The 17,355-nt window shown below is 69.7% G+C and carries 20 protein-coding genes; 12 read left to right on the top strand and 8 right to left on the bottom strand.

What is annotated here, in order from left to right; all coding sequences use genetic code 11:
• Positions 1-7 precede the first annotated feature (7 nt).
• On the top strand, positions 8-1,006 hold the full coding sequence (locus ACWD0F_RS32010; protein ID WP_449882012.1) for a helix-turn-helix transcriptional regulator: 999 nt from the start codon (positions 8-10) through the stop codon (positions 1,004-1,006).
• A 65-nt stretch (positions 1,007-1,071) separates the two neighbouring features.
• Here the strand turns inward: ACWD0F_RS32010 and ACWD0F_RS32015 are convergent, their stop codons facing one another.
• Together ACWD0F_RS32015 and ACWD0F_RS32020 are read right to left on the bottom strand one after the other, a co-directional pair.
• Positions 1,072-1,482 (bottom strand): VOC family protein, encoded by a 411-nt coding sequence (locus tag ACWD0F_RS32015; RefSeq protein WP_449882015.1) that lies wholly within the window; start codon positions 1,480-1,482, stop codon positions 1,072-1,074.
• Between the two features lie 10 nt (positions 1,483-1,492).
• Positions 1,493-1,927, bottom strand: a complete 435-nt coding sequence (locus ACWD0F_RS32020; protein ID WP_449882018.1) for a helix-turn-helix transcriptional regulator — start codon at positions 1,925-1,927, stop codon at positions 1,493-1,495.
• 147 nt (positions 1,928-2,074) lie between these two features.
• Here ACWD0F_RS32020 and ACWD0F_RS32025 point away from each other — a divergent pair, with 147 nt between their 5' ends.
• The gene (locus ACWD0F_RS32025) at positions 2,075-2,500 is read left to right on the top strand and encodes a hypothetical protein (protein ID WP_449882021.1); all 426 of its coding nucleotides are present in this window, start codon (positions 2,075-2,077) and stop codon (positions 2,498-2,500) included.
• 229 nt (positions 2,501-2,729) lie between these two features.
• A complete protein-coding gene (locus tag ACWD0F_RS32030; RefSeq protein WP_449882024.1) occupies positions 2,730-3,194 on the top strand; it encodes a hypothetical protein in 465 nt (154 codons plus the stop codon).
• A 68-nt stretch (positions 3,195-3,262) separates the two neighbouring features.
• Here ACWD0F_RS32030 and ACWD0F_RS32035 read toward each other — a convergent pair whose 3' ends face one another.
• Entirely contained in the window at positions 3,263-4,492 is a 1,230-nt protein-coding gene (locus ACWD0F_RS32035; RefSeq protein WP_449882027.1) for a serine hydrolase domain-containing protein, read from the bottom strand.
• Positions 4,493-4,525: 33 nt separating this feature from the next.
• Here ACWD0F_RS32035 and ACWD0F_RS32040 point away from each other — a divergent pair, with 33 nt between their 5' ends.
• From ACWD0F_RS32040 to ACWD0F_RS32050, 3 genes are all read left to right on the top strand, one after another.
• A complete protein-coding gene (locus ACWD0F_RS32040) occupies positions 4,526-4,693 on the top strand; it encodes a hypothetical protein (RefSeq protein WP_449882030.1) in 168 nt (55 codons plus the stop codon).
• A complete protein-coding gene (locus ACWD0F_RS32045; protein WP_449882033.1) occupies positions 4,690-5,349 on the top strand; it encodes a helix-turn-helix domain-containing protein in 660 nt (219 codons plus the stop codon). The genes ACWD0F_RS32040 and ACWD0F_RS32045 overlap by 4 nt, the downstream gene beginning before the upstream one ends.
• Before the next feature lie 158 nt (positions 5,350-5,507).
• Positions 5,508-6,263, top strand: a complete 756-nt coding sequence (locus tag ACWD0F_RS32050) for an SDR family oxidoreductase (RefSeq protein ID WP_449882036.1) — start codon at positions 5,508-5,510, stop codon at positions 6,261-6,263.
• Positions 6,264-6,304: 41 nt separating this feature from the next.
• Here the strand turns inward: ACWD0F_RS32050 and ACWD0F_RS32055 are convergent, their stop codons facing one another.
• Positions 6,305-8,008, bottom strand: a complete 1,704-nt coding sequence (locus ACWD0F_RS32055) for a hypothetical protein (RefSeq protein WP_449882039.1) — start codon at positions 8,006-8,008, stop codon at positions 6,305-6,307.
• A 276-nt stretch (positions 8,009-8,284) separates the two neighbouring features.
• Here ACWD0F_RS32055 and ACWD0F_RS32060 point away from each other — a divergent pair, with 276 nt between their 5' ends.
• The gene (locus tag ACWD0F_RS32060) at positions 8,285-8,608 is read left to right on the top strand and encodes an STAS domain-containing protein (protein WP_449882042.1); all 324 of its coding nucleotides are present in this window, start codon (positions 8,285-8,287) and stop codon (positions 8,606-8,608) included.
• 43 nt (positions 8,609-8,651) lie between these two features.
• Here ACWD0F_RS32060 and ACWD0F_RS32065 read toward each other — a convergent pair whose 3' ends face one another.
• From ACWD0F_RS32065 to ACWD0F_RS32075, 3 genes are all read right to left on the bottom strand, one after another.
• The gene (locus ACWD0F_RS32065; protein WP_449882045.1) at positions 8,652-8,972 is read right to left on the bottom strand and encodes a hypothetical protein; all 321 of its coding nucleotides are present in this window, start codon (positions 8,970-8,972) and stop codon (positions 8,652-8,654) included.
• Between the two features lie 77 nt (positions 8,973-9,049).
• Positions 9,050-10,306, bottom strand: a complete 1,257-nt coding sequence (locus ACWD0F_RS32070) for an alpha/beta hydrolase (protein WP_449882048.1) — start codon at positions 10,304-10,306, stop codon at positions 9,050-9,052.
• 30 nt (positions 10,307-10,336) lie between these two features.
• Positions 10,337-10,546 (bottom strand): hypothetical protein, encoded by a 210-nt coding sequence (locus ACWD0F_RS32075; protein ID WP_449882051.1) that lies wholly within the window; start codon positions 10,544-10,546, stop codon positions 10,337-10,339.
• Between the two features lie 11 nt (positions 10,547-10,557).
• On the opposite strand from ACWD0F_RS32075, the gene ACWD0F_RS32080 reads away from it, so the two are divergent.
• On the top strand, positions 10,558-12,948 hold the full coding sequence (locus tag ACWD0F_RS32080; protein WP_449882054.1) for an ATP-binding cassette domain-containing protein: 2,391 nt from the start codon (positions 10,558-10,560) through the stop codon (positions 12,946-12,948).
• A 21-nt stretch (positions 12,949-12,969) separates the two neighbouring features.
• On the opposite strand, the gene ACWD0F_RS32085 is transcribed toward ACWD0F_RS32080, so the two are convergent.
• Positions 12,970-13,200 carry a hypothetical protein gene (locus ACWD0F_RS32085; RefSeq protein ID WP_449882057.1) on the bottom strand — a complete coding sequence of 77 codons (231 nt, stop codon included), beginning with the start codon at positions 13,198-13,200 and terminating at the stop codon, positions 12,970-12,972.
• Between the two features lie 594 nt (positions 13,201-13,794).
• On the opposite strand from ACWD0F_RS32085, the gene ACWD0F_RS32090 reads away from it, so the two are divergent.
• The 4 genes from ACWD0F_RS32090 (at position 13,795) to ACWD0F_RS32105 (ending at position 17,347) form a co-directional block, all read left to right on the top strand.
• The gene (locus ACWD0F_RS32090) at positions 13,795-14,232 is read left to right on the top strand and encodes an ester cyclase (RefSeq protein WP_449882060.1); all 438 of its coding nucleotides are present in this window, start codon (positions 13,795-13,797) and stop codon (positions 14,230-14,232) included.
• 172 nt (positions 14,233-14,404) lie between these two features.
• Positions 14,405-14,938, top strand: a complete 534-nt coding sequence (locus ACWD0F_RS32095) for a hypothetical protein (RefSeq protein WP_449882063.1) — start codon at positions 14,405-14,407, stop codon at positions 14,936-14,938.
• Between the two features lie 52 nt (positions 14,939-14,990).
• Positions 14,991-16,010: a hypothetical protein gene (locus ACWD0F_RS32100; RefSeq protein WP_449882066.1), complete on the top strand. Its 1,020-nt coding sequence runs from the start codon at positions 14,991-14,993 to the stop codon at positions 16,008-16,010.
• A 5-nt stretch (positions 16,011-16,015) separates the two neighbouring features.
• The gene (locus ACWD0F_RS32105; RefSeq protein WP_449882069.1) at positions 16,016-17,347 is read left to right on the top strand and encodes a Dyp-type peroxidase; all 1,332 of its coding nucleotides are present in this window, start codon (positions 16,016-16,018) and stop codon (positions 17,345-17,347) included.
• The last annotated feature ends 8 nt before the right edge of the window (positions 17,348-17,355 follow it).

Genomic DNA, 17,355 nt, shown 5'->3' on the forward strand with positions numbered 1-17,355 from the left:
GGGGGATGTGCAAAAGACTTCGGCGCGACTGCTGTCGTTGCTCTCGCTGCTCCAGACGCGCCGGGACTGGCCGGGGGCGTTGCTGGCCGAACGGCTGGACATCAGCCCGCGCACCGTGCGCCGCGATGTCGACCGCCTGCGCGAGCTCGGTTACCCCATAGTGGCCGTCAAAGGCCCCGACGGCGGATACCGGCTTGAAGCCGGTACGGAGCTGCCCCCGATGCTGTTCGACGACGAGCAGGCCGTCGCCCTCGCCGTCGCACTCCAGATCGTTGTCACCGCTGGTGCCGGCATCGAAGAAGCGGCGGCACGCGCGCTGAACACCGTCCGGCAGGTCATGCCTGCCCGGCTGCGCCACCGGATCGACACCCTCCAGGTCACCGCCGTCGAGCGGCCCATGAACCCACAGGTCGACAGCGGCGTGCTCGTGGCGCTGAGCGCCGCCGTCCACGCCCGCGAGGCGCTGCGCTTCGACTACGCCCCCGAAACCCCGCCGGGAGGCACCGACGACGAGCGCGCCGAACGCCTTCCGCGCCGGGTGCAGCCCCACCACCTCGTCACCTGGGGTGGGCGCTGGTATCTGGTCGCCTGGGACCTCGACCGGGAGGGCTGGCGTACCTTTCGCGCCGATCGGATCACCCCGCGTACCCCCACAGGACCGCGCTTCGCCCCGCGCGAGCTGCCCGGAGGTGATGTGGCCGCGTTCGTGGCCGGCAGATTCCGAGGCTCCGACGGCTCGGGCGACTGGCCCTGCCGAGGCGAGGTGATCCTCGACCTGCCCGGCGCCGTCGTGTCCCGCTACACCCGCGAGGGAGTCGTCGAGGAACTCGGCCCGAACCGCTGCCGGCTCGTCCTGGGCTCCTGGTCTTGGCCCGGCTTGGCCGCCGCCATCGGCAGGTTCGACGCCGACATCGAGGTCGTCGGCCCGGCCGAACTCAAGGACGCGTTCGCGCACCTGGCCCGCCGCTACGCCAACGCCGCAACCGACGCGCCCCCGACCCCTTGAGTCAAGCGCACCCGCGAAACGGCGCCGGGTGACGATGGCCGGGCGTTGATGTCGCCGGCCGGCGACTACGCCTTGACCGCCTGCTGGATGCGCACCATGTTGCCCGAGGGGTCGCGGAAGGCGGAGTCGCGCGGCCCCCACGGCTGATCGATGGGCTCCTGCAGCACCTCGGCGCCGGAGGCGCGGACCCGCTCGAAGGTGGCGTCGACGTCGTCGGTGCTGAAGACGACCATCGGCAGCACGCCCTTGGTGAGCAGTTCCTGCAGGGTGTCGCCGTCGGCCTGGGAACGGCCGGCGTGCGGCTCCGAGAGCACGATCTCAAGGCCCGGCTGCGTGGGGCTGCCGAGGGTGACCCAGCGGAACTCGCCGGAAGCGACGTCGTTGCGCACTTCGAGGCCGAGCCCGTCGCGGTAGAAGCCGAGCGACTCGTCCAGGTCGTTGACGGTGATGTGGCAGTACTGGAGTGCGATGGTCATATCGCCAAGGTTAGGCGGCGTCGGCGCGGTCCGCTTCTCCGATCCTGCTCGGGCGCGCCGGCCGGGTGCGCACCTTCGCCACGCACGCGGGCATCGCCACCACGGCGCTGTGCTCCTGGCCGCGGTACGCGCTCGGCGTCTGTCCGACGATCTCGGTGAAGCGCGAACTGAACGAACCGAGCGACGTACAGCCGACCTCCATGCAGGCGTCGGTCACGCTCATCCCCCCGCGCAGCAGCGCCATCGCCCGCTCGATCCGGCGGGTCATGAGGTAGCTGTACGGCGTCTCGCCGTAGGCCGCCCGGAATCGCCGTGAGAAGTGCGCCGGCGACATGAGCGCGTGGCGGGCCATCGTCGGCACATCGAGCGGTCGTGCGTAGTCCCGGTCGATCAGATCCCGCGCTCGGCGCAGGTGCGCGAGATTGGCGAGGTCTTCTGGGGTCATGGAACGACGCTACCACCCGTCCGCTGAGCGCGATCGCCGAGATGGGACAACCACTTAAGTCACACGAGTTGTCCTGTTTGTCAGTAAGATCGCGATCTGTCTGCTGGGCGGCGTGCCCAGCACGGCGTTATCGGGGAAGGACTCCTCATGCGTTTCCGCAACAAGCTCGCAGCCCTGGCAGGCATGGCCCTGGCCGTCACCGCGCTGGCCACCCCGGCTGAGGCCGCCGCCGGCGTCTGCGGCTCCAGCTACAGCCTGGTCGGTTCGTACGCCATCCCGGCGACGGGGACCAGAGTGGGCACCCTGGAGGTTTACTACAGCTCCAGCACCGGCAAGAACTGCGCCCTCGCCGTCGGCTACGGCAGCACCTACGGCGTGAAGAACACCAAGGCCGTCTTCATCGGCATCGCCGGCAGCACCACGGGCTGGACGGACAGCGACGACGGCTCCTACGAGTACTACGCGGGCCCCGTGTACGTCTACGCCCCCGGCAAGTGCATCACCGCTCAGGGCGTCATCTTCAAGGGCGACGACCACGACACCCGCCACTTGAACAGCGCGCACTGCGGCTGACCGGCTGACCGCACCGGGGCGCCAGGCCGCGACGAAACGGGCTTCGCGACCTCGATCCGGCAAGGCCGCACAGGCGCGGAGCCGGGCAAGAGGCCGCCCGGCTCCGCGCGACCGCGCAAAAGGGCGTGGTCGGAGCGTGCATTTGGCCACTGACCTGCCCACGCCGCCTGCCGCACTCTGAGATGCCGGCGTTTCAGCATGAAACGCCGGTCAACAGAGGGAGAACGGCATGCGATCTCACAAACTCATCCTCGCGCTCGCCCTGACGGCGGGCCTGGCCGTGTCCGCGGCCGCGCCCGCCGGCGCGACGAGCGCGGCCACCACGTGCCGGGTGGAGCTGGGCTACCTCGACGCCTACGACGTGGAGGAGAACAACGGCGACGAGATCCGGATCAACCTCGCGGGGTACATGTACCCCGGCGGCAACCAGTACGTCGCCATGAACAACGGTGACACCGCCTATTCCGGCAACTTCGCCAACCCGACCACCACCATCGGGACCACCGGGTCGGCGCTGTACAGCCTGCGTGAGGTCACCCCGCCCTCCGTCGGCCAAGGCGACACGCTCGGCTCGGTCACCGCGAGGGGCTCCACCTGCGCCACGTTGTCCACCGGACAGACCGTCAACATCTCGAAGCACATCTTCGGCACCGGCTACTGGTACTACCTGAGCCTGGTGATGACCGGTCTGTAGTCCCGGGCTCGAAGGCCCTGCCGGGACACACGGCGTTCAGCGGCCAGGCCGAGCTCGGCCTGGCCCGGTCAGCTCGCGGCCTGCCCGCCGCAGAACACCTGCTTCAGGAGCTCCTCCTGAAGCTTGGGGAACGCCTGCGCCGCGTCGAACGCGGCGTCCCCCGTGGTGACCGAGCCGGTCAAGGTCTTCTTGCCGTCGGGCGTGCTGTACATGATCGACGCGTAGCCCGCCAGGGCGCTGCCGTTGTGGTGGAGGACGGTGCCGCACTTCGGACCCAGGTCCAGCACGGACACCCCCAGGCCGTAGCCGAGCGGGCCGCTCTTGGGGTGCGGCTTGCGCATCTCCGCCATCAGCGTGGCCGGCAGGAGCTTGCCGCTGTTCAGCGCGGAGAAGAACGTGTGGAGATCCTCGGTGGTCGAGATCATGCCACCGGCGGCGCCCAGGATGGTGGGGTTCTGACGGGTGACGTCCACCACCTTCCACTGGCCGGCGTCCTCGTAGCGGTAGTAGCCGTGGGCGTGCGGCCCGGGGATCCCCGTCTGGGTGCTCGGCGCCACGGTGTGCTTCAGGCCGAGCGGCCGCAGGATCTGCCGCTTCAGCTCCTCGGCGTAGGAGTGGCCGGTGATCTTCTCGATCAGCAGCTGGGCCAGCGTGTAGTTGGTGTTGGAGTAGCTCCAGCCCGTCCCCGGCTCGAACCGCGCCCGCTTGGACAGCGCGAACCGCACCAGATCCTCCTGCCGGTAGCTGCGGAGCCGCTTCTCCACCAGGTCCTTGCCCGGCGCGATGATCCCCGGCACGAACGTCCCGTCGGCGTCGAGTTCGCCGGTGTAGTTGTAGACCCCGCTGGTGTGCTGCAGCAACATCCGCACCGTGATCCGCCGGTCCAGCTTGTACGGGGACAGGTAGCCGGCCACCGGGGTGTCCAGCTTGATCTTGCCCTGGGCCACCAGCCGCAACACCAGGGTCGCGGTGAACGGCTTGGTGGAGCTGCCCAGCCGGAACAGCCCGTCGGCCGGCGGCTTCGCGGCGCTGCCGAGCTTGCGCACCCCGGCGGTGCCGACCCACTCGCCTTGCTCGTCGTTCACCCGCACCTGCACCCCGGCGAGACCGGCATCGACGAACGCCTGGACGGCCTTCCGCAGCTCCGGGCGATCCTGCCCGGCAACGGCGTTCTGCGCGGCCACGCGGCTGTCCGCGGCGGCCACCCCGGGTGCGACCGCCCCGGCCAGCAACCCGGCCGCCAGCGCCGTGACCGCCACCGGACGGAAGATCCTGACGGTGCGGAGAGATTCACTCATCGCCATTCCTCAATTCGCGATAGTACGTGTTCTGTGCAGCTCGAAAGCTATGTTGCATTCGGAATATCGTCAATCGACTGGACGGTCTTCTCCCTGGTCAAAGCCGATAAATTGGTGCAACGAGCTGAGCTCGAAAGCAACACCATGTTGCAATGGCAAGTGGCGAAGGCAATACTGACGGCATGCCAGGAGGACGATTGACCCAGCAGGACCGTGAGCGCATCGCGGCCGGACTCGCCGACGGGTTCTCCTACGGTGAGATCGCCAGGCGGCTCGGCCGGCCCACCTCGACGATCACCCGGGAGATCGCACGCAACGGCGGCGCCGGCGGCTACCGGCCCCAGCAGGCGCACCAGGCGACGATCCAGCGGGCACGGCGCGGCACACCGGCGCCCTCACCCGCGACCACCCCGCCGGACAGCACGATGGAACACGAGACCGTCGAGATGGCGGTCAGAGCGGGGATGCCGCGCATAGCCGCGCGCGTGCACCACGACCTGCTGCTGTCCCAGGACGGCAGGCGCACCGCCGCCGAGCTGACCCACAGGCTGAACGTCAGCCCAGCCTCCGTCTCCGTCGCCGTGAACTACCTGGTCCAGCAGGGATATGCCCGGCGCGAGCGCGATCCGCAACGCCGTCGCGACATCTACGTGATCGACAACGACGCCTGGTACCACTCCATCCTGATCAGCAGGCGGCAGACCCTTGAGACGGTACGGGCCACGATGGCGACCGCCGAGACCTACGGGCTCGACAGCCCCGTGGGGCAACGGCTGGCCAAGACGGCGGCGTTCCTGGAACGCGTCAGCCTGGACATGATCGAGTCGGCCGACCGCTGGCGCAGCCTCCTGACCTGATGCGGACGGTGCTGCCCACCGCCGTGCGCGTTTGGCCCGATTGACACCTTCGCGGACTTTTACCTGCCGCCTACCTCTCGCGCGAAGAGGACGAGGGCAGGGATGGGTAACAGTCCTGGAGAATCGGCAGGTACCCCGGCGAACAAGAAAGGGTTGCCATGAAGATCGTGGTGATCGGCGGAACCGGCCTGATCGGGTCGAAGCTGGTGGCGAAGCTCGCCGAGCACGATCACGAGGCGGTGGCGGCCTCGCCGAAGACGGGGGTCGACACCCTCACCGGCGAAGGGCTGGCCGAGGCGCTGGACGGCGCGCAGGTGGTGATCGACGTGTCCAACTCCCCGTCGTTCGAGGCCAAGGCGGTGCTGGAGTTCTTCGAGACCTCCACGCGCAACCTGCTGGCCGCGGAGACGGCGGCCGGCGTCGGTCACCACGTCGCGCTGTCGGTGGTGGGCACGGAGCGGATGCCGGACAACGGCTACTTCCGGGCGAAGATCGCCCAGGAGCAACTGATCGAGAAGTCGTCGATCCCGTTCTCGCTCGTGCACGCGACCCAGTTCTTCGAGTTCATCCGGAGCATCGCCGACGAGGCGGCGGACGGCGACACGGTACGGATCGCGCCCGTGCTCTTCCAGCCCATGGCCGGCGATGAGGTCGCCCAGGCGGTCGGCAGGGTCGCGGTGGGCGCGCCGCTGAACGGCAGGATGGAGATCGCCGGGCCCGAGCAGGTCCGGATGGACGAGTTCTTCCGCGACGCGCTGGCCGGCTGGGGCGATCAGCGTCAGGTGGTCACCGACGCGCACGCGCACTACTTCGGCAGCGAGGTGGGTGAGCGGACCCTGGTGCCGGGAGACGGCGCCGTCCTCGGCCGGCTCCGCTACCGCGACTGGGCCGGCCGGAACGCCGCCGGAAAGTAGCCCGTCCGCACCCGAGCACCGATCGACGGCGTCGGCCGGTCTCACCGCAGCACTTCGACCTGCTCGCCCAGCTCGTTCACCGCCGACAGCGACGCGTCCTGCTTCCTGGAGACCGCGTACGCGCCGCGCACCGCCCGCCCGTTCAGCGTGATCCGGACGACCCGCCTGCTCCCGGCCGCCACGTAGTAGCTCTTGCCCGACGGCGCCCGCCACCACAGGCCCGCCACGACGTCGCGCCGCAGGCGGCTGCAGTCCCACGAGTTCGTCCTGACGCCGGTGGTCTGGGAGGTCGTGCGTCCGCGCTGGGTGCTGAAGAGCACGCCGCGCACCGAGTTGCCGCCCGACGCGTCCGTGAGGCGCAGGCAGATCCACCGGCCGTGCGCGCCCTCGGGCAGCCCGCCGCTCCAGAACTCCCACGCGGTCGCCGCCTGGACCTCGTTCTCCGGGCGCTCGATCGCGCAGCCGAGCCCCTTCCACGCGGTGAAGCCGCCGGGGACGGTGTCGAGCTCGCTGGGGCCGTACCGGTTGATCCCGGCGGGCGGCGGCGGCTGGTAGTAGGCGTTGGCGAGCGACAACCGGCCGAGGTCCAGCATCGTGTACGGCAGGCCGTGCGCGATCTCCGGCGCCCGCAGCCGCACCACCGGCCCCTGCCAGCACGTCCGGTCGGCCACGGCCTTGATCGGCGCGGTCACGCCCTCCGTGACCGCCACCTTCCGCCAGCTCGGCGCCGAGCCGGCCAGCGGCGCGGCCGACACCTCGCGCACCCACGGCGGCAGCAGGTAGCGGCTGCCCTCGCCGGTGGTGGTGAGCTTGAGCGGGCTGGTCCCGTCGGCCTTGGTGCGCGGCTGCGGGAAGACGGCCAGCGTGCCGTTCCCGCCGGTCTCGGTGTAGCGGGCCACCCGCTCGTCCCGGCGGAGCAGCACCACGGCCGTGCCGTCGAGCCGCCCGGCGTACAACAACTGCCCGTCGCGCTTCCCCCACGCCCGCAGCGCCCGCGTGACGAGGGCCCTGTCGGCGATCAGCCCGCCCCTCGCCTCCCAGGTGTCCAGGTCGAGGTCGGTGCCACCCCGCCAGGCGCCCGGCGGCACCGTGACGGCGGCGGGTGCGGCGGGCGGACGGGGGGTGACGGCCCTGCCCGGCTCGTCGATCAGCAGGGGCACCATGGCCGTGGCCGCCAGCAGGCACACGATCCCGGCCGCGCGCAGCCCCAGCCGCACCCGGCGGTTCGCGGGCCGGGCGTAGCAGCGGGCCAGCGTCGGGTCGGCGGCCGGCCGGAACATCGTCGCGGCCCCGTCGCCGAAGCGCGCCTCCAGGGTGGTGACCGCGGTCAGGGCGGTGGCCGGGTTCGGCACGCCCGCTCCGGCGAGGATGGTGCGTACCTCCCCCTCCGGCCGCCCTTCCAGCCGCAGCAGCGCGTAGGCGGCGCGGGCGGCGGAACGCAGCTTGTTCAGCTCGTCGGTGAAGGCGACGTCCGCGCCCCGGGTGAGCGCGGGCACCGCCTCCATCCTGGACAGCCGCCCCGACCACGGCATGATCAGGATGCGCAGGGTCCTGCGCAGCAGCGCCTGCCGCAGGCGCACCTGATCCCGGCCCGTGTGGCGGGCGAGCTCGGCGGCGGCGAGCCGGTGCGCGAGCACCAACCGGCGCTCCTCGCCGAGGGTGGGGGAGAGGGTCAGGTAGGCGAGCCAGACCAGGTCGCGGTACGGCCGCGCCAGGCTCCGGCTGGCCCTGATGGACCGTCGCACGAGTTGGCCTCACAGGGGGTCACTGGGAGAACGCTTATCGTGACAGCAGGCTAGTTGGCCGCTCTTCCGCGCATCCGCCGGATGCCGAAAATGGTGGGTACGCCGCCACGCCCGGCCATGCGCCGAGGCCAGGCGTGGGCCGGGGGAGGGGTTTCGGCGCCGGCGCGAAAGGTCTATCGTGCGCGCATGGACGCCGGCCGGTCACGCGAACCTTCGCCACCTCCGCGCGGGATCCCCTCGGCGTCGCTGACGCTGAGGCACCAGTTGCTGCCCAGCATGAGCGTGATCGCGATCGGCGGCGAACTCGACCGCGTCACCAGCGCCCAACTGACCGACTATCTCCACCAGTGCCGCCGGCCTGGTGACCACGTGGTGTTCGACCTGAGCGAGCTGTCCTTCCTGGACAGCTCCGGCCTGCACGTGGTGCTGTCCATCGCGCGCACCTGCGGCGACGACGGCGCGGCCGCGCACCTGGCCGCAGCCCGCGACTCGCCGGCCCGCCTCATCGAGATCACCGGCGTGGACGCCCACCTTCCCGTGTACGCCTCCGTGGAGGAGGCCATCACCGCCGTCCTGGCCGCCACCACCCGAGCGGGCTGAATCCGGTCACCCGCTCGTCGTGCCGGCCAGGAAAGCCGGTGTCCTACACGTGCACGTCCTCGCAGCGGACCGCGACCACCGCGAAGAACACCCGCGTCTTCGGATCCTGCGAAGTCACCGACTCGAACACGTCGCACAGCGTGAATCCATGCGCCAGCGCGCCGGCCCTGGCGGCGCTCTCGGCGTTGGCGAGTGCGGTGTCCTCGTCGATGCCCCTGCCCGTCCCGCTGAACAGCGCGCCGCCGGCGGCGGAGGCGGACAGCGGTGCGGCGGAGGCGGGCAGCGCGGCGCCCACGGCGGCGCCGGAGCCGGCCAGCGCCGCCGTGGTCAGGGCGACCAGCAGCTTCTTCGTCAGGTACTTCATGGGATCTCCCCGGTTGCTCCATCGATGATGTTCACCCGATGGGCGTGCCATCCCGTTCCATCTGTGTCGGAGCCGGCTCAGGGCTGGAGGCAGGCGCCCACGCCCGGCCGGTTGTAGGCGTAGACGAGGAAGTCCTTCAGGTTGGCCTGCCAGTCGTCCCACTCGTGCCCGCCCGTGCCGTAGCAGTAGCGGTGGTCGATGCCCTGCGCCCTCAGCTTCCTGTCGAGGACGTCGACGTAGGCTCCGAGCATCGGCTCGCCCTCGACCTGCTGCTCCGGGTGGCCGGGCACGGTGGCGTCGATGTTGTAGGCGCAGGACACAGGGGCGGCCGTGGCGCCGCTCGGCGGCGTCGGGAGTGACGCGCAGCCTCCGGCGTACAGGGCGAAATTCTGGGTGTAGGGGGCGTAGTCGCCCTCTTCGGCCATGCGCATGGGATTGGCCTGCGGCCAGTCGTAGATCGTCTCCAGGTTCGCGTTGGGCGGGACCTCGGTGTGCGCGCCGAAGATCTGGTCGAGACGGTAGAGCAGTTGCCGGTCCTGGTTGACGTCGATGATGCCGTTCGCGTCGTATTTGTTGATCTTGAACTTGCCGTTGGCCGCGTCCAGCAGCGTGATCGCGGCGCCCGACAACCAGGAGCCGCCGGAGATGATGTCCTGCGCGCCGCGTTTGCGCAGCTCGGTGCCCGGGGAGAGCGCGCCGGCCGTGCCGAAGACGCCGGGGTGGGCGGCGGCGTACTTGAGCGCGCCGAAGCCGCCCATCGAGATGCCCGCGATCGCCCGGCCGTCCCGGGTCTTGACCGTGTTGTAGTTGGCGTCGATCCACGGGATGAGCTGGTTGACGTGGAAGGTCTCCCACTTGGGCGCGAAGAATCCGTCGGTGCGGCCGGGCCAGTCGGAGTACCAGCCGGTCATGCCGCCGGTGGGCATGACCGCGATCACCGGATACGGGTCGCCGCCGTTGGCGAGGATGTTCACGATGTCGCCTTTAGTGGTGTAGGCATCGAAATTGTCGCCGCCGCCGTTCAGGAGATAGAGCGACTTGTACGGCGACGCGGTCGCGCTGTACGGGTCGGGCAGATAGACCCGGATCGTGAACGACCTCATGACCGGACTGATCTCCGGGGTGCCTCCGGCGGGCTGGTAGATCGCCGTCGACGTCATCGTGACGTCCCGTAACCTCGGCTGGAACAGGGGGGTCGTCACGCTCTGACAGGTGATCCCGAACCCGGCCGGCACCGTCAGCGTCTCGCACCCCGTCGTTGCCTGGGCCCGCGCGGGCAGGGTCAGCGCGCCCGCGACGAGCACCGCCGCCGCCGCCACTGTGGTTGAACGCATGAAGAACCTCCGATACGAACAAGCGCTTGGTTATCTGAGCATGCCCGGAACGGGGCCTGAAAGGAAGATCGGCCGACGCGGAGTGAGGCAGGCGGCCGGACCGAGCAGGAATCGAGAAGCGCGAGGCACGGTGCCGCCATTAGCCTGACCAAAGCGCGACAAACCAGACATACTCTCGAAGCCGGTCAGATCGAGCCAGGCGACACCGACGGAGGCCGCGAAGATGGTCTCGTCCGACATATGGAGACACGATGAGCAAGGCCCCGAAGACGGATCCGCAGTCGCCTGCGCCGCACGATGCCGACAGCCACGACCTGATCCGCGTGCACGGCGCGCGTGAGAACAACCTCAAGGACATCAGCATCGAGATCCCGAAACGCCGGCTGACGGTGTTCACCGGCGTCTCCGGCTCGGGCAAGAGCTCGCTGGTGTTCGGCACGATCGCCGCCGAGTCGCAGCGGCTGATCAACGAGACCTACAGCACCTTCGTGCAGGGCTTCATGCCGACGCTGGCGCGGCCCGAGGTCGACGTGCTCGACGGGCTGACGACCGCGATCATCGTGGACCAGCAGCGGATGGGCGGCGACATCCGCTCCACCGTCGGCACCGCCACCGACGCCAACGCCATGTTGCGCATCCTCTTCAGCCGGCTCGGGCAGCCGCACATCGGCTCGCCCCAGGCCTTCTCCTTCAACGTCGCCTCGGTCCGGGCGAGCGGTGCGATCACGGTCGAACGCAGTGGCGGCAAGACCGTGAGACAGACCTTCAGCCGCACCGGCGGCATGTGCACGCGCTGTGAAGGCCGGGGCACGGTCTCCGACATCGACCTCACCCAGCTCTACGACGACTCCAAGTCGCTCTCCGAGGGCGCGTTCACCATCCCCGGCTGGAAGTCGGACAGCTTCTGGACGGTACGCGTCTACGCCGAGTCGGGCTTCGTCGACCCGGACAAGCCGATCAGCAAGTACACCAAGAAGGAGCTCAACGACTTCCTCTACAAGGAGCCGGTCAAGGTCAAGGTCGACGGCGTCAACCTCACCTACGAGGGGCTCATCCCCAAGGTGCAGAAGTCGTTCCTGGCCAAGGACCCCGAGTCGCTGCAGCCGCACATCCGGGCGTTCGTGGACCGTGCGGTCACCTTCACCACCTGTCCCGAATGCGACGGCACCCGGCTCAGCGCGGCGGCCCGCTCCTCGCGGATCGGCGGGATCAACATCGCCGACGCCTGCGCGATGCAGATCAGCGATCTCGCCGAATGGGTCCGCGGCCTCGCGGAGCCGTCGGTGGCGCCGCTGCTCGCCGCGCTGCTGCACGCCCTCGACTCGTTCGTGGAGATCGGGCTGGGCTACCTCTCGCTCGACCGGCCGTCGGGCACGCTGTCGGGCGGCGAGGCGCAGCGCGTCAAGATGATCCGCCACCTCGGCTCCTCGCTCACCGACGTCACCTACGTCTTCGACGAGCCGACGGTCGGTCTGCACCCCCATGACATCAAGCGGATGAACGACCTGCTGCTGCGGCTGCGGAACAAGGGCAACACGGTGCTCGTCGTGGAGCACAAGCCGGAGACGATCGCGATCGCCGATCACGTCGTCGACCTCGGCCCCGGCGCCGGCACGGCGGGCGGCACCGTCTGTTTCGAGGGCACCGTCGAGGGGCTGCGGACCGGCGGCACCATCACCGGCCGCCATTTCGACGACCGGGCCACCCTCAAGGAGACGGTGCGCAAGCCCACCGGCGCGCTGGAGATCCGTGGCGCGACGACGCACAACCTGCGCGACGTCGACGTCGACGTCCCTCTCGGGGTGCTGGTCGTCGTCACCGGCGTCGCCGGCTCCGGCAAGAGCTCGCTCGTGCACGGGTCGATCCCGGCCGGCGCGAACGTGGTGTCGGTCGGCCAGGGCGCGATCCGCGGCTCGCGGCGGAGCAACCCGGCGACCTACACCGGGCTGCTCGACCCGATCCGCAAGGCGTTCGCGAAGGCCAACGGCGTCAAGCCGGCGCTGTTCAGCGCCAACTCCGAGGGCGCCTGCCCCACCTGCAACGGCGCCGGCGTCATCTACACCGACCTGGCGATCATGGCCGGCGTCGCCACCACCTGCGAGGAGTGCGAGGGCAAGCGGTTCGAGTCCTCAGTGCTGGAGCACCACCTCGGCGGCCGGGACATCAGCGAGGTGCTCGCGATGCCGGTGACCGAGGCCGAGGAGTTCTTCGGCGCCGGCGAGGCACGCACGCCGGCCGCGCACGCCATCCTCCAGCGGCTCGCCGACGTCGGGCTCGGCTACCTCACCATCGGCCAGCCGCTCACCACGCTGTCCGGTGGCGAGCGCCAGCGGCTCAAGCTGGCCACCCACATGGCCGAGAAGGGCGGCGTCTACGTCCTCGACGAGCCGACCGCCGGCCTCCACCTCGCCGACGTCGAGCATCTGCTCGGCCTGCTCGACCGGCTCGTCGACGCCGGCAAGTCGGTCATCGTCGTCGAGCATCACCAGGCGGTCATGGCGCACGCCGACTGGATCATCGACCTCGGCCCCGGCGCCGGCCACGACGGCGGCCGGATCGTCTTCGAGGGCACGCCCGCCGACCTCGTCGCCGCCCGCTCCACCCTCACCGGGGAGCACCTCGCGTCCTACGTCGGCGCCTGACCGAGGCCGCGCGCTGGGCCGTCACCGGCCGCCGGGGTGGTGAGGACGACGAGCTCGTTGACACCGGGGTGATGATCGCTGGAGCTGCGGGGTACGCAGGCCGGGCACCGTAGCCCGGATGGACAGGTCCAGATCGAGGCGGCTGTTCATGTCCAGCTCGAACCGGCCGTACAGGTTCACATGGGTCCAGAACAGCGGCGACAGCGCCCTGCGGTGCGGGTGCGGCCGCCGTCGAACTTCTGGGCCGCCCATCGGCGGGAGAGCGAACGGCGGGCGGCCCGGTCGGGTGCGGTCAGGGTGTGATCAGGGAGCGAGCACGACCGTTTTGCCGGGCAGCCGCCCGGCGCCGCCGTCCTCATGCACGGCGGCCGGCTCGGCCACCGGGCGGTGGGCGGCGACATGGAGCCGGATGGATCGCTTCGAAGCCCGCGACTGGGTCGCCCGCCGACCCGACCCCAGCGACGGTCGATACACCCTCGCCGCCCTGACCGACGCCGGCCGGCAGAAGCTCATCGAGAGGGCACCGGAACACGTCGCGCAGGTGAAGCGGCTCGTGTTCGATCCGCTCAGTGCCGCCACCTCGAGGTCGCACTCACCTGCATCGCCGCTACCGTGCGCCGGGAACTGGGGTGCCGGTTCGACCTCCTTAACCGCCTGGCCTGCGGCAACATCGAGCTGTCCGAGCTCCGCCGGACCGCTCACGCAGGCCGCACGGCCTGCACCCCGACGCCCAGGGTTGCCCGGTGAGGAACCCCTGCCGCACGGATAAGCGTGTTGTCGCCCTGCTGCCGAGGTCAGCGCCGGTGTCCCTGTAGCGTGGTCCTTAATTTGGATCAAGGAGGGGCGATGTCGGGGGACGAGCAGATCAGCGATGCGCTGACCGACGCCATAACCGAGCACACGCTGGAAGGGATTTTGCGGCTCTACAGCCCGCAGGCGGTGTTTGTGGCGCCAGGAGGCATGGCCGAGGGGCGCGACCAGATCGCCACCTACTACGAGCACATATTCGAAGGCTTCCCGGACGTACGTGCCACGCTCTGGAGGAAGATCACTGCTGGAAGCGTGACACTGCATGAGTGGACGCTGACCGGCACCCACCTCGGCCCTTTTCTCATTCCCGGCGGTGGCACACTCGATGCGACCGGCAAAGGCGTCGCGGTGCGCGCGTGCAGCACAGCCACCATGGACAGCGACCTCATCGTCAGCCACCAGTTCTACTTCGACCAGCTGGAGCTGTTCGCCTCCCTCGGGGTCCGGCTGACGCCCGAGGGACGCGGAGCTTGAGCGACAACAGAACGACCAGGGGCTCTTCGCCTGACCGGTCGTGATGATGCAAGCACGCAACCCTGTCGTGGCCATGGTGCCCGAGTGCCGCCTGACATCCACCATGAGATAATTGGGCTGGTCGGGTCCAATCCAGTCTCCCCCTGGACACGTACGAGGCAGGGGAGTCGGTATGGAGATCACGCCACAGGCGGTCGTCATCCCGAAGGAGACCGGACAGCTGGAGCAGGGCAAGTACGGGCCCGTCTACCCGAAGACCCCGGCCTGCTACGGGTTCACCATCATCGCGAAGGTCAAACCCGGGCGAGCCGATGCGATCCGTGACTACGGCCAGACGCTCGCCGAGGCACTGCAGGAAGATCCGCACCTGCTCGCGCCGCTGAAGCTGCACTATCTGCGCTGGGTGCTCTTCGACGATGACACGCGCTTCATGTATCAAGGGATCTTCGACACCGACTTCGACAAGTACACCGAGGACGCCATCGCGTTGTTCACCCGGGCGGGCGTGAACACTGCTTTTGAGAACCTTGAGGGCTTTCCCGAGGACTGGAAGACCAACCCGGAGGCGTTCGTCAGATTCGTCCGGGAGCACCATTGCCCGAGTTTCATCGAGTACGGCGAGTACCCGTACGTCACCGCCGATGAGATCAAAAAAGCGCTGCGGATCAAGAACGCCCTGTCGGAGATGCTCGATCAACTCCAGTGACATCCGCCAGCCGCAGCCGCACTGACATCCGCCGGCGCCGTATGGAGAGACGATGAACGAGCCCCGAACCGCGCGCACCTACAACCAGAACCACGTTCCACGCCCGTACCGCCCCGGTCGGCGCCGGTTGAGCATCTACGTGGCGTGGTCCTTTCCCGCCGAGGCGGGACGCGACGTGGCCGAGCTGGACAACCGGTTCTCCACCATGACCGAAGTGCGGCGCGTGCAGTGGCCGGCGTATGAGGACCCGCAATGGTCCGATCCGCTGCGCTTCCAGCAAGGCATCGCGGGCGGGCTGGAGTTGTTCTTCTGGGGCTGGCTGCCCTTCCAGCAGTTCGTCGAAGAGGCCACCGGCTATCCCGTGCCCGTGTACCAGCGCGTCGACCAGGCGGGTTTTCACACACCGCTGGACGAGCGGGTGCTGGCCGACACCGACACCCTGTTCGTGTGGGGACTGGATCACATGATCACCGGGCAGGACGCCACGCGCGCGGAGATCGAGGCGCTGCGCGAATGGCTCACCCGCGAAGGAACCTGCCTTGCTCTCGGGCCGCACCACGACGTCGGCGCCGGCGACGACATCGCGGTGCGTGAGGTGGAGTATCACCATCACGGCGACGCGCTGGTGCCCCGCCAGCAACGCTTCGGCCGCTACACCCGATCGCTGATGGAAGGCTTGGGCGTGCCCGTGGAGAACCGCTACGGGCTGCGCCCCGCGGTGACGGCGGGCAACACGAGCGCGCCCCTGTCCATCGCCGAAGACCTGGACCTCAAGGGGTGGCTGCGAGGGGTGTCCCACTTCAACTTCCACATGCACCTGCCGCACTACGCCGTGACCACCGACGACCCGGACGTCATCCAGGTGCTGGGCAGGCAGCCGATCGACACCTCCAGGCCGCCGCACCCGTTCACCGAGGCCGGCAACAGCGAGTTCAACACCTTCCTGTGGATGCCGCCGAGCGGCGACCGGGCCGGTGACGTGATCTTCGCCGACACCACGGTCTTCAGCTCGCTGTTCGGCGTCGACGAGAGCCTGCGCACCTTCTGGAACAACATCGTCTCGGGAGGGTGATTCGCGTGAGCGGGCAGACGCAGGCCGGGCTCGAACTCGACGACATCCAGCGCGGCGTGCTCAGCGCCCGGCCGACACCGTACGCCGCGACCTACATCGTGTTCCGCATCGATGACCGTGAGCACGGGCGGGAACTGATGCGGCGCGCGAGCGCCGTGGTGACCTCGGCCGCCGACACGGTGAGCCCGCTGGGAGAGACCTGGGTCAGCATCGCCCTCACCTACCACGGCCTCAAAGCGCTCGGCGTCGCCCAGCAGTCGCTGGACACCTTCGCCTGGGAATTCCGGCAAGGCATGGCCGCACGCGCCAACACGCTGAGCGACACCGGCCAGAACAGCCCCGAGAACTGGGAGGCACCGCTGGGCACGTCCGACGTCCACGTGGTGCTGGTCGCGCTCGCCCCCGACAACGCGCGGCTGCAGGCCGCCATCGAGCGTGCCCGCCCCGCCTATGACGCCCTCAGCGGCGTGACGGCGATCTGGCGGCAGAACTGCCACGCGCTGCCCACCGAGACCGAGCCCTTCGGCTACCGCGACGGCATCAGCCACCCCGCCATCGCAGGCAGCGGCATCCCCGGCTCCAACACACTGGAAGAGCCGCTCAAGGCCGGCGAATTCGTGCTCGGCTACCCCGACGAGCTCGGCGGCCTGCAGCGTCTCCAGCCCGAGGTGCTGGGACGCAACGGCAGCTACGCGGCCTTCCGCAAACTCCACCAGCGCGTCGGCGCCTTCCGGCGCTACCTGAGGGACAACGCCACCGATCCACAGGAGGAGGAACTGCTGGCCGCGAAGATCATGGGCCGCTGGCGCAGCGGCGCCCCCCTGGCTCTCAGCCCGGCACGCGACGATCCCGGCCTCGACACCGACCCGTACCGCAACAGCTTCCTCTACCAGCAGGACGACCCGGCAGGGTTCATCACTCCCGGCGGCAGCCACATCCGCCGCGCCAACCCCCGGGACGCGGCGGTGGCCGGCGTACCGAGACTGCACCGGATGATCAGACGCGGCACCGTCTACGGCCCGCCACTGCCCGACGGCGTCCTCGAAGACGACGGGGTCGACCGCGGGCTGATGTTCGCCTTCATCGGCGCGCATCTCGGGCGGCAGTTCGAGTTCGTCCAGTCCGAATGGATGAACGACGGCGTCTTCTTCGGCTCCGGCGACGCCAAAGACCCCGTCACCGGCTCCCACGACGGCTCCGGCGACTACACCATCCCGCGCCGCCCCGTACGGCGGCGCCTGCACGCGCTGCCGCGCTTCGTCGTCACACGCGGCGGCGAATACTGCTTCCTGCCCGGGCTGACCGCGCTGCGCTGGCTCGGCGACCTCACCGACTGAGCGGCCGG

It is taken from the genome of Nonomuraea sp. NPDC002799, assembly GCF_053592075.1.

Excerpts from the sequence above, each read along its gene's own strand:
- ACWD0F_RS32015 (WP_449882015.1), bottom strand. The coding sequence starts at position 1,482 with ATGACCATCGCACTCCAGTACTGCCACATCACCGTCAACGACCTGGAC.
- ACWD0F_RS32020 (WP_449882018.1), bottom strand. The coding sequence starts at position 1,927 with ATGACCCCAGAAGACCTCGCCAATCTCGCGCACCTGCGCCGAGCGCGG.
- ACWD0F_RS32025 (WP_449882021.1), top strand. The coding sequence starts at position 2,075 with ATGCGTTTCCGCAACAAGCTCGCAGCCCTGGCAGGCATGGCCCTGGCC.
- ACWD0F_RS32030 (WP_449882024.1), top strand. The coding sequence starts at position 2,730 with ATGCGATCTCACAAACTCATCCTCGCGCTCGCCCTGACGGCGGGCCTG.
- ACWD0F_RS32035 (WP_449882027.1), bottom strand. The coding sequence starts at position 4,492 with ATGAGTGAATCTCTCCGCACCGTCAGGATCTTCCGTCCGGTGGCGGTC.
- ACWD0F_RS32050 (WP_449882036.1), top strand. The coding sequence starts at position 5,508 with ATGAAGATCGTGGTGATCGGCGGAACCGGCCTGATCGGGTCGAAGCTG.
- ACWD0F_RS32060 (WP_449882042.1), top strand. The coding sequence starts at position 8,285 with ATGAGCGTGATCGCGATCGGCGGCGAACTCGACCGCGTCACCAGCGCC.
- ACWD0F_RS32065 (WP_449882045.1), bottom strand. The coding sequence starts at position 8,972 with ATGAAGTACCTGACGAAGAAGCTGCTGGTCGCCCTGACCACGGCGGCG.
- ACWD0F_RS32070 (WP_449882048.1), bottom strand. The coding sequence starts at position 10,306 with ATGCGTTCAACCACAGTGGCGGCGGCGGCGGTGCTCGTCGCGGGCGCG.
- ACWD0F_RS32075 (WP_449882051.1), bottom strand. The coding sequence starts at position 10,546 with ATGTCGGACGAGACCATCTTCGCGGCCTCCGTCGGTGTCGCCTGGCTC.
- ACWD0F_RS32080 (WP_449882054.1), top strand. The coding sequence starts at position 10,558 with ATGAGCAAGGCCCCGAAGACGGATCCGCAGTCGCCTGCGCCGCACGAT.
- ACWD0F_RS32085 (WP_449882057.1), bottom strand. The coding sequence starts at position 13,200 with ATGGGCGGCCCAGAAGTTCGACGGCGGCCGCACCCGCACCGCAGGGCG.
- ACWD0F_RS32090 (WP_449882060.1), top strand. The coding sequence starts at position 13,795 with ATGTCGGGGGACGAGCAGATCAGCGATGCGCTGACCGACGCCATAACC.
- ACWD0F_RS32095 (WP_449882063.1), top strand. The coding sequence starts at position 14,405 with ATGGAGATCACGCCACAGGCGGTCGTCATCCCGAAGGAGACCGGACAG.
- ACWD0F_RS32100 (WP_449882066.1), top strand. The coding sequence starts at position 14,991 with ATGAACGAGCCCCGAACCGCGCGCACCTACAACCAGAACCACGTTCCA.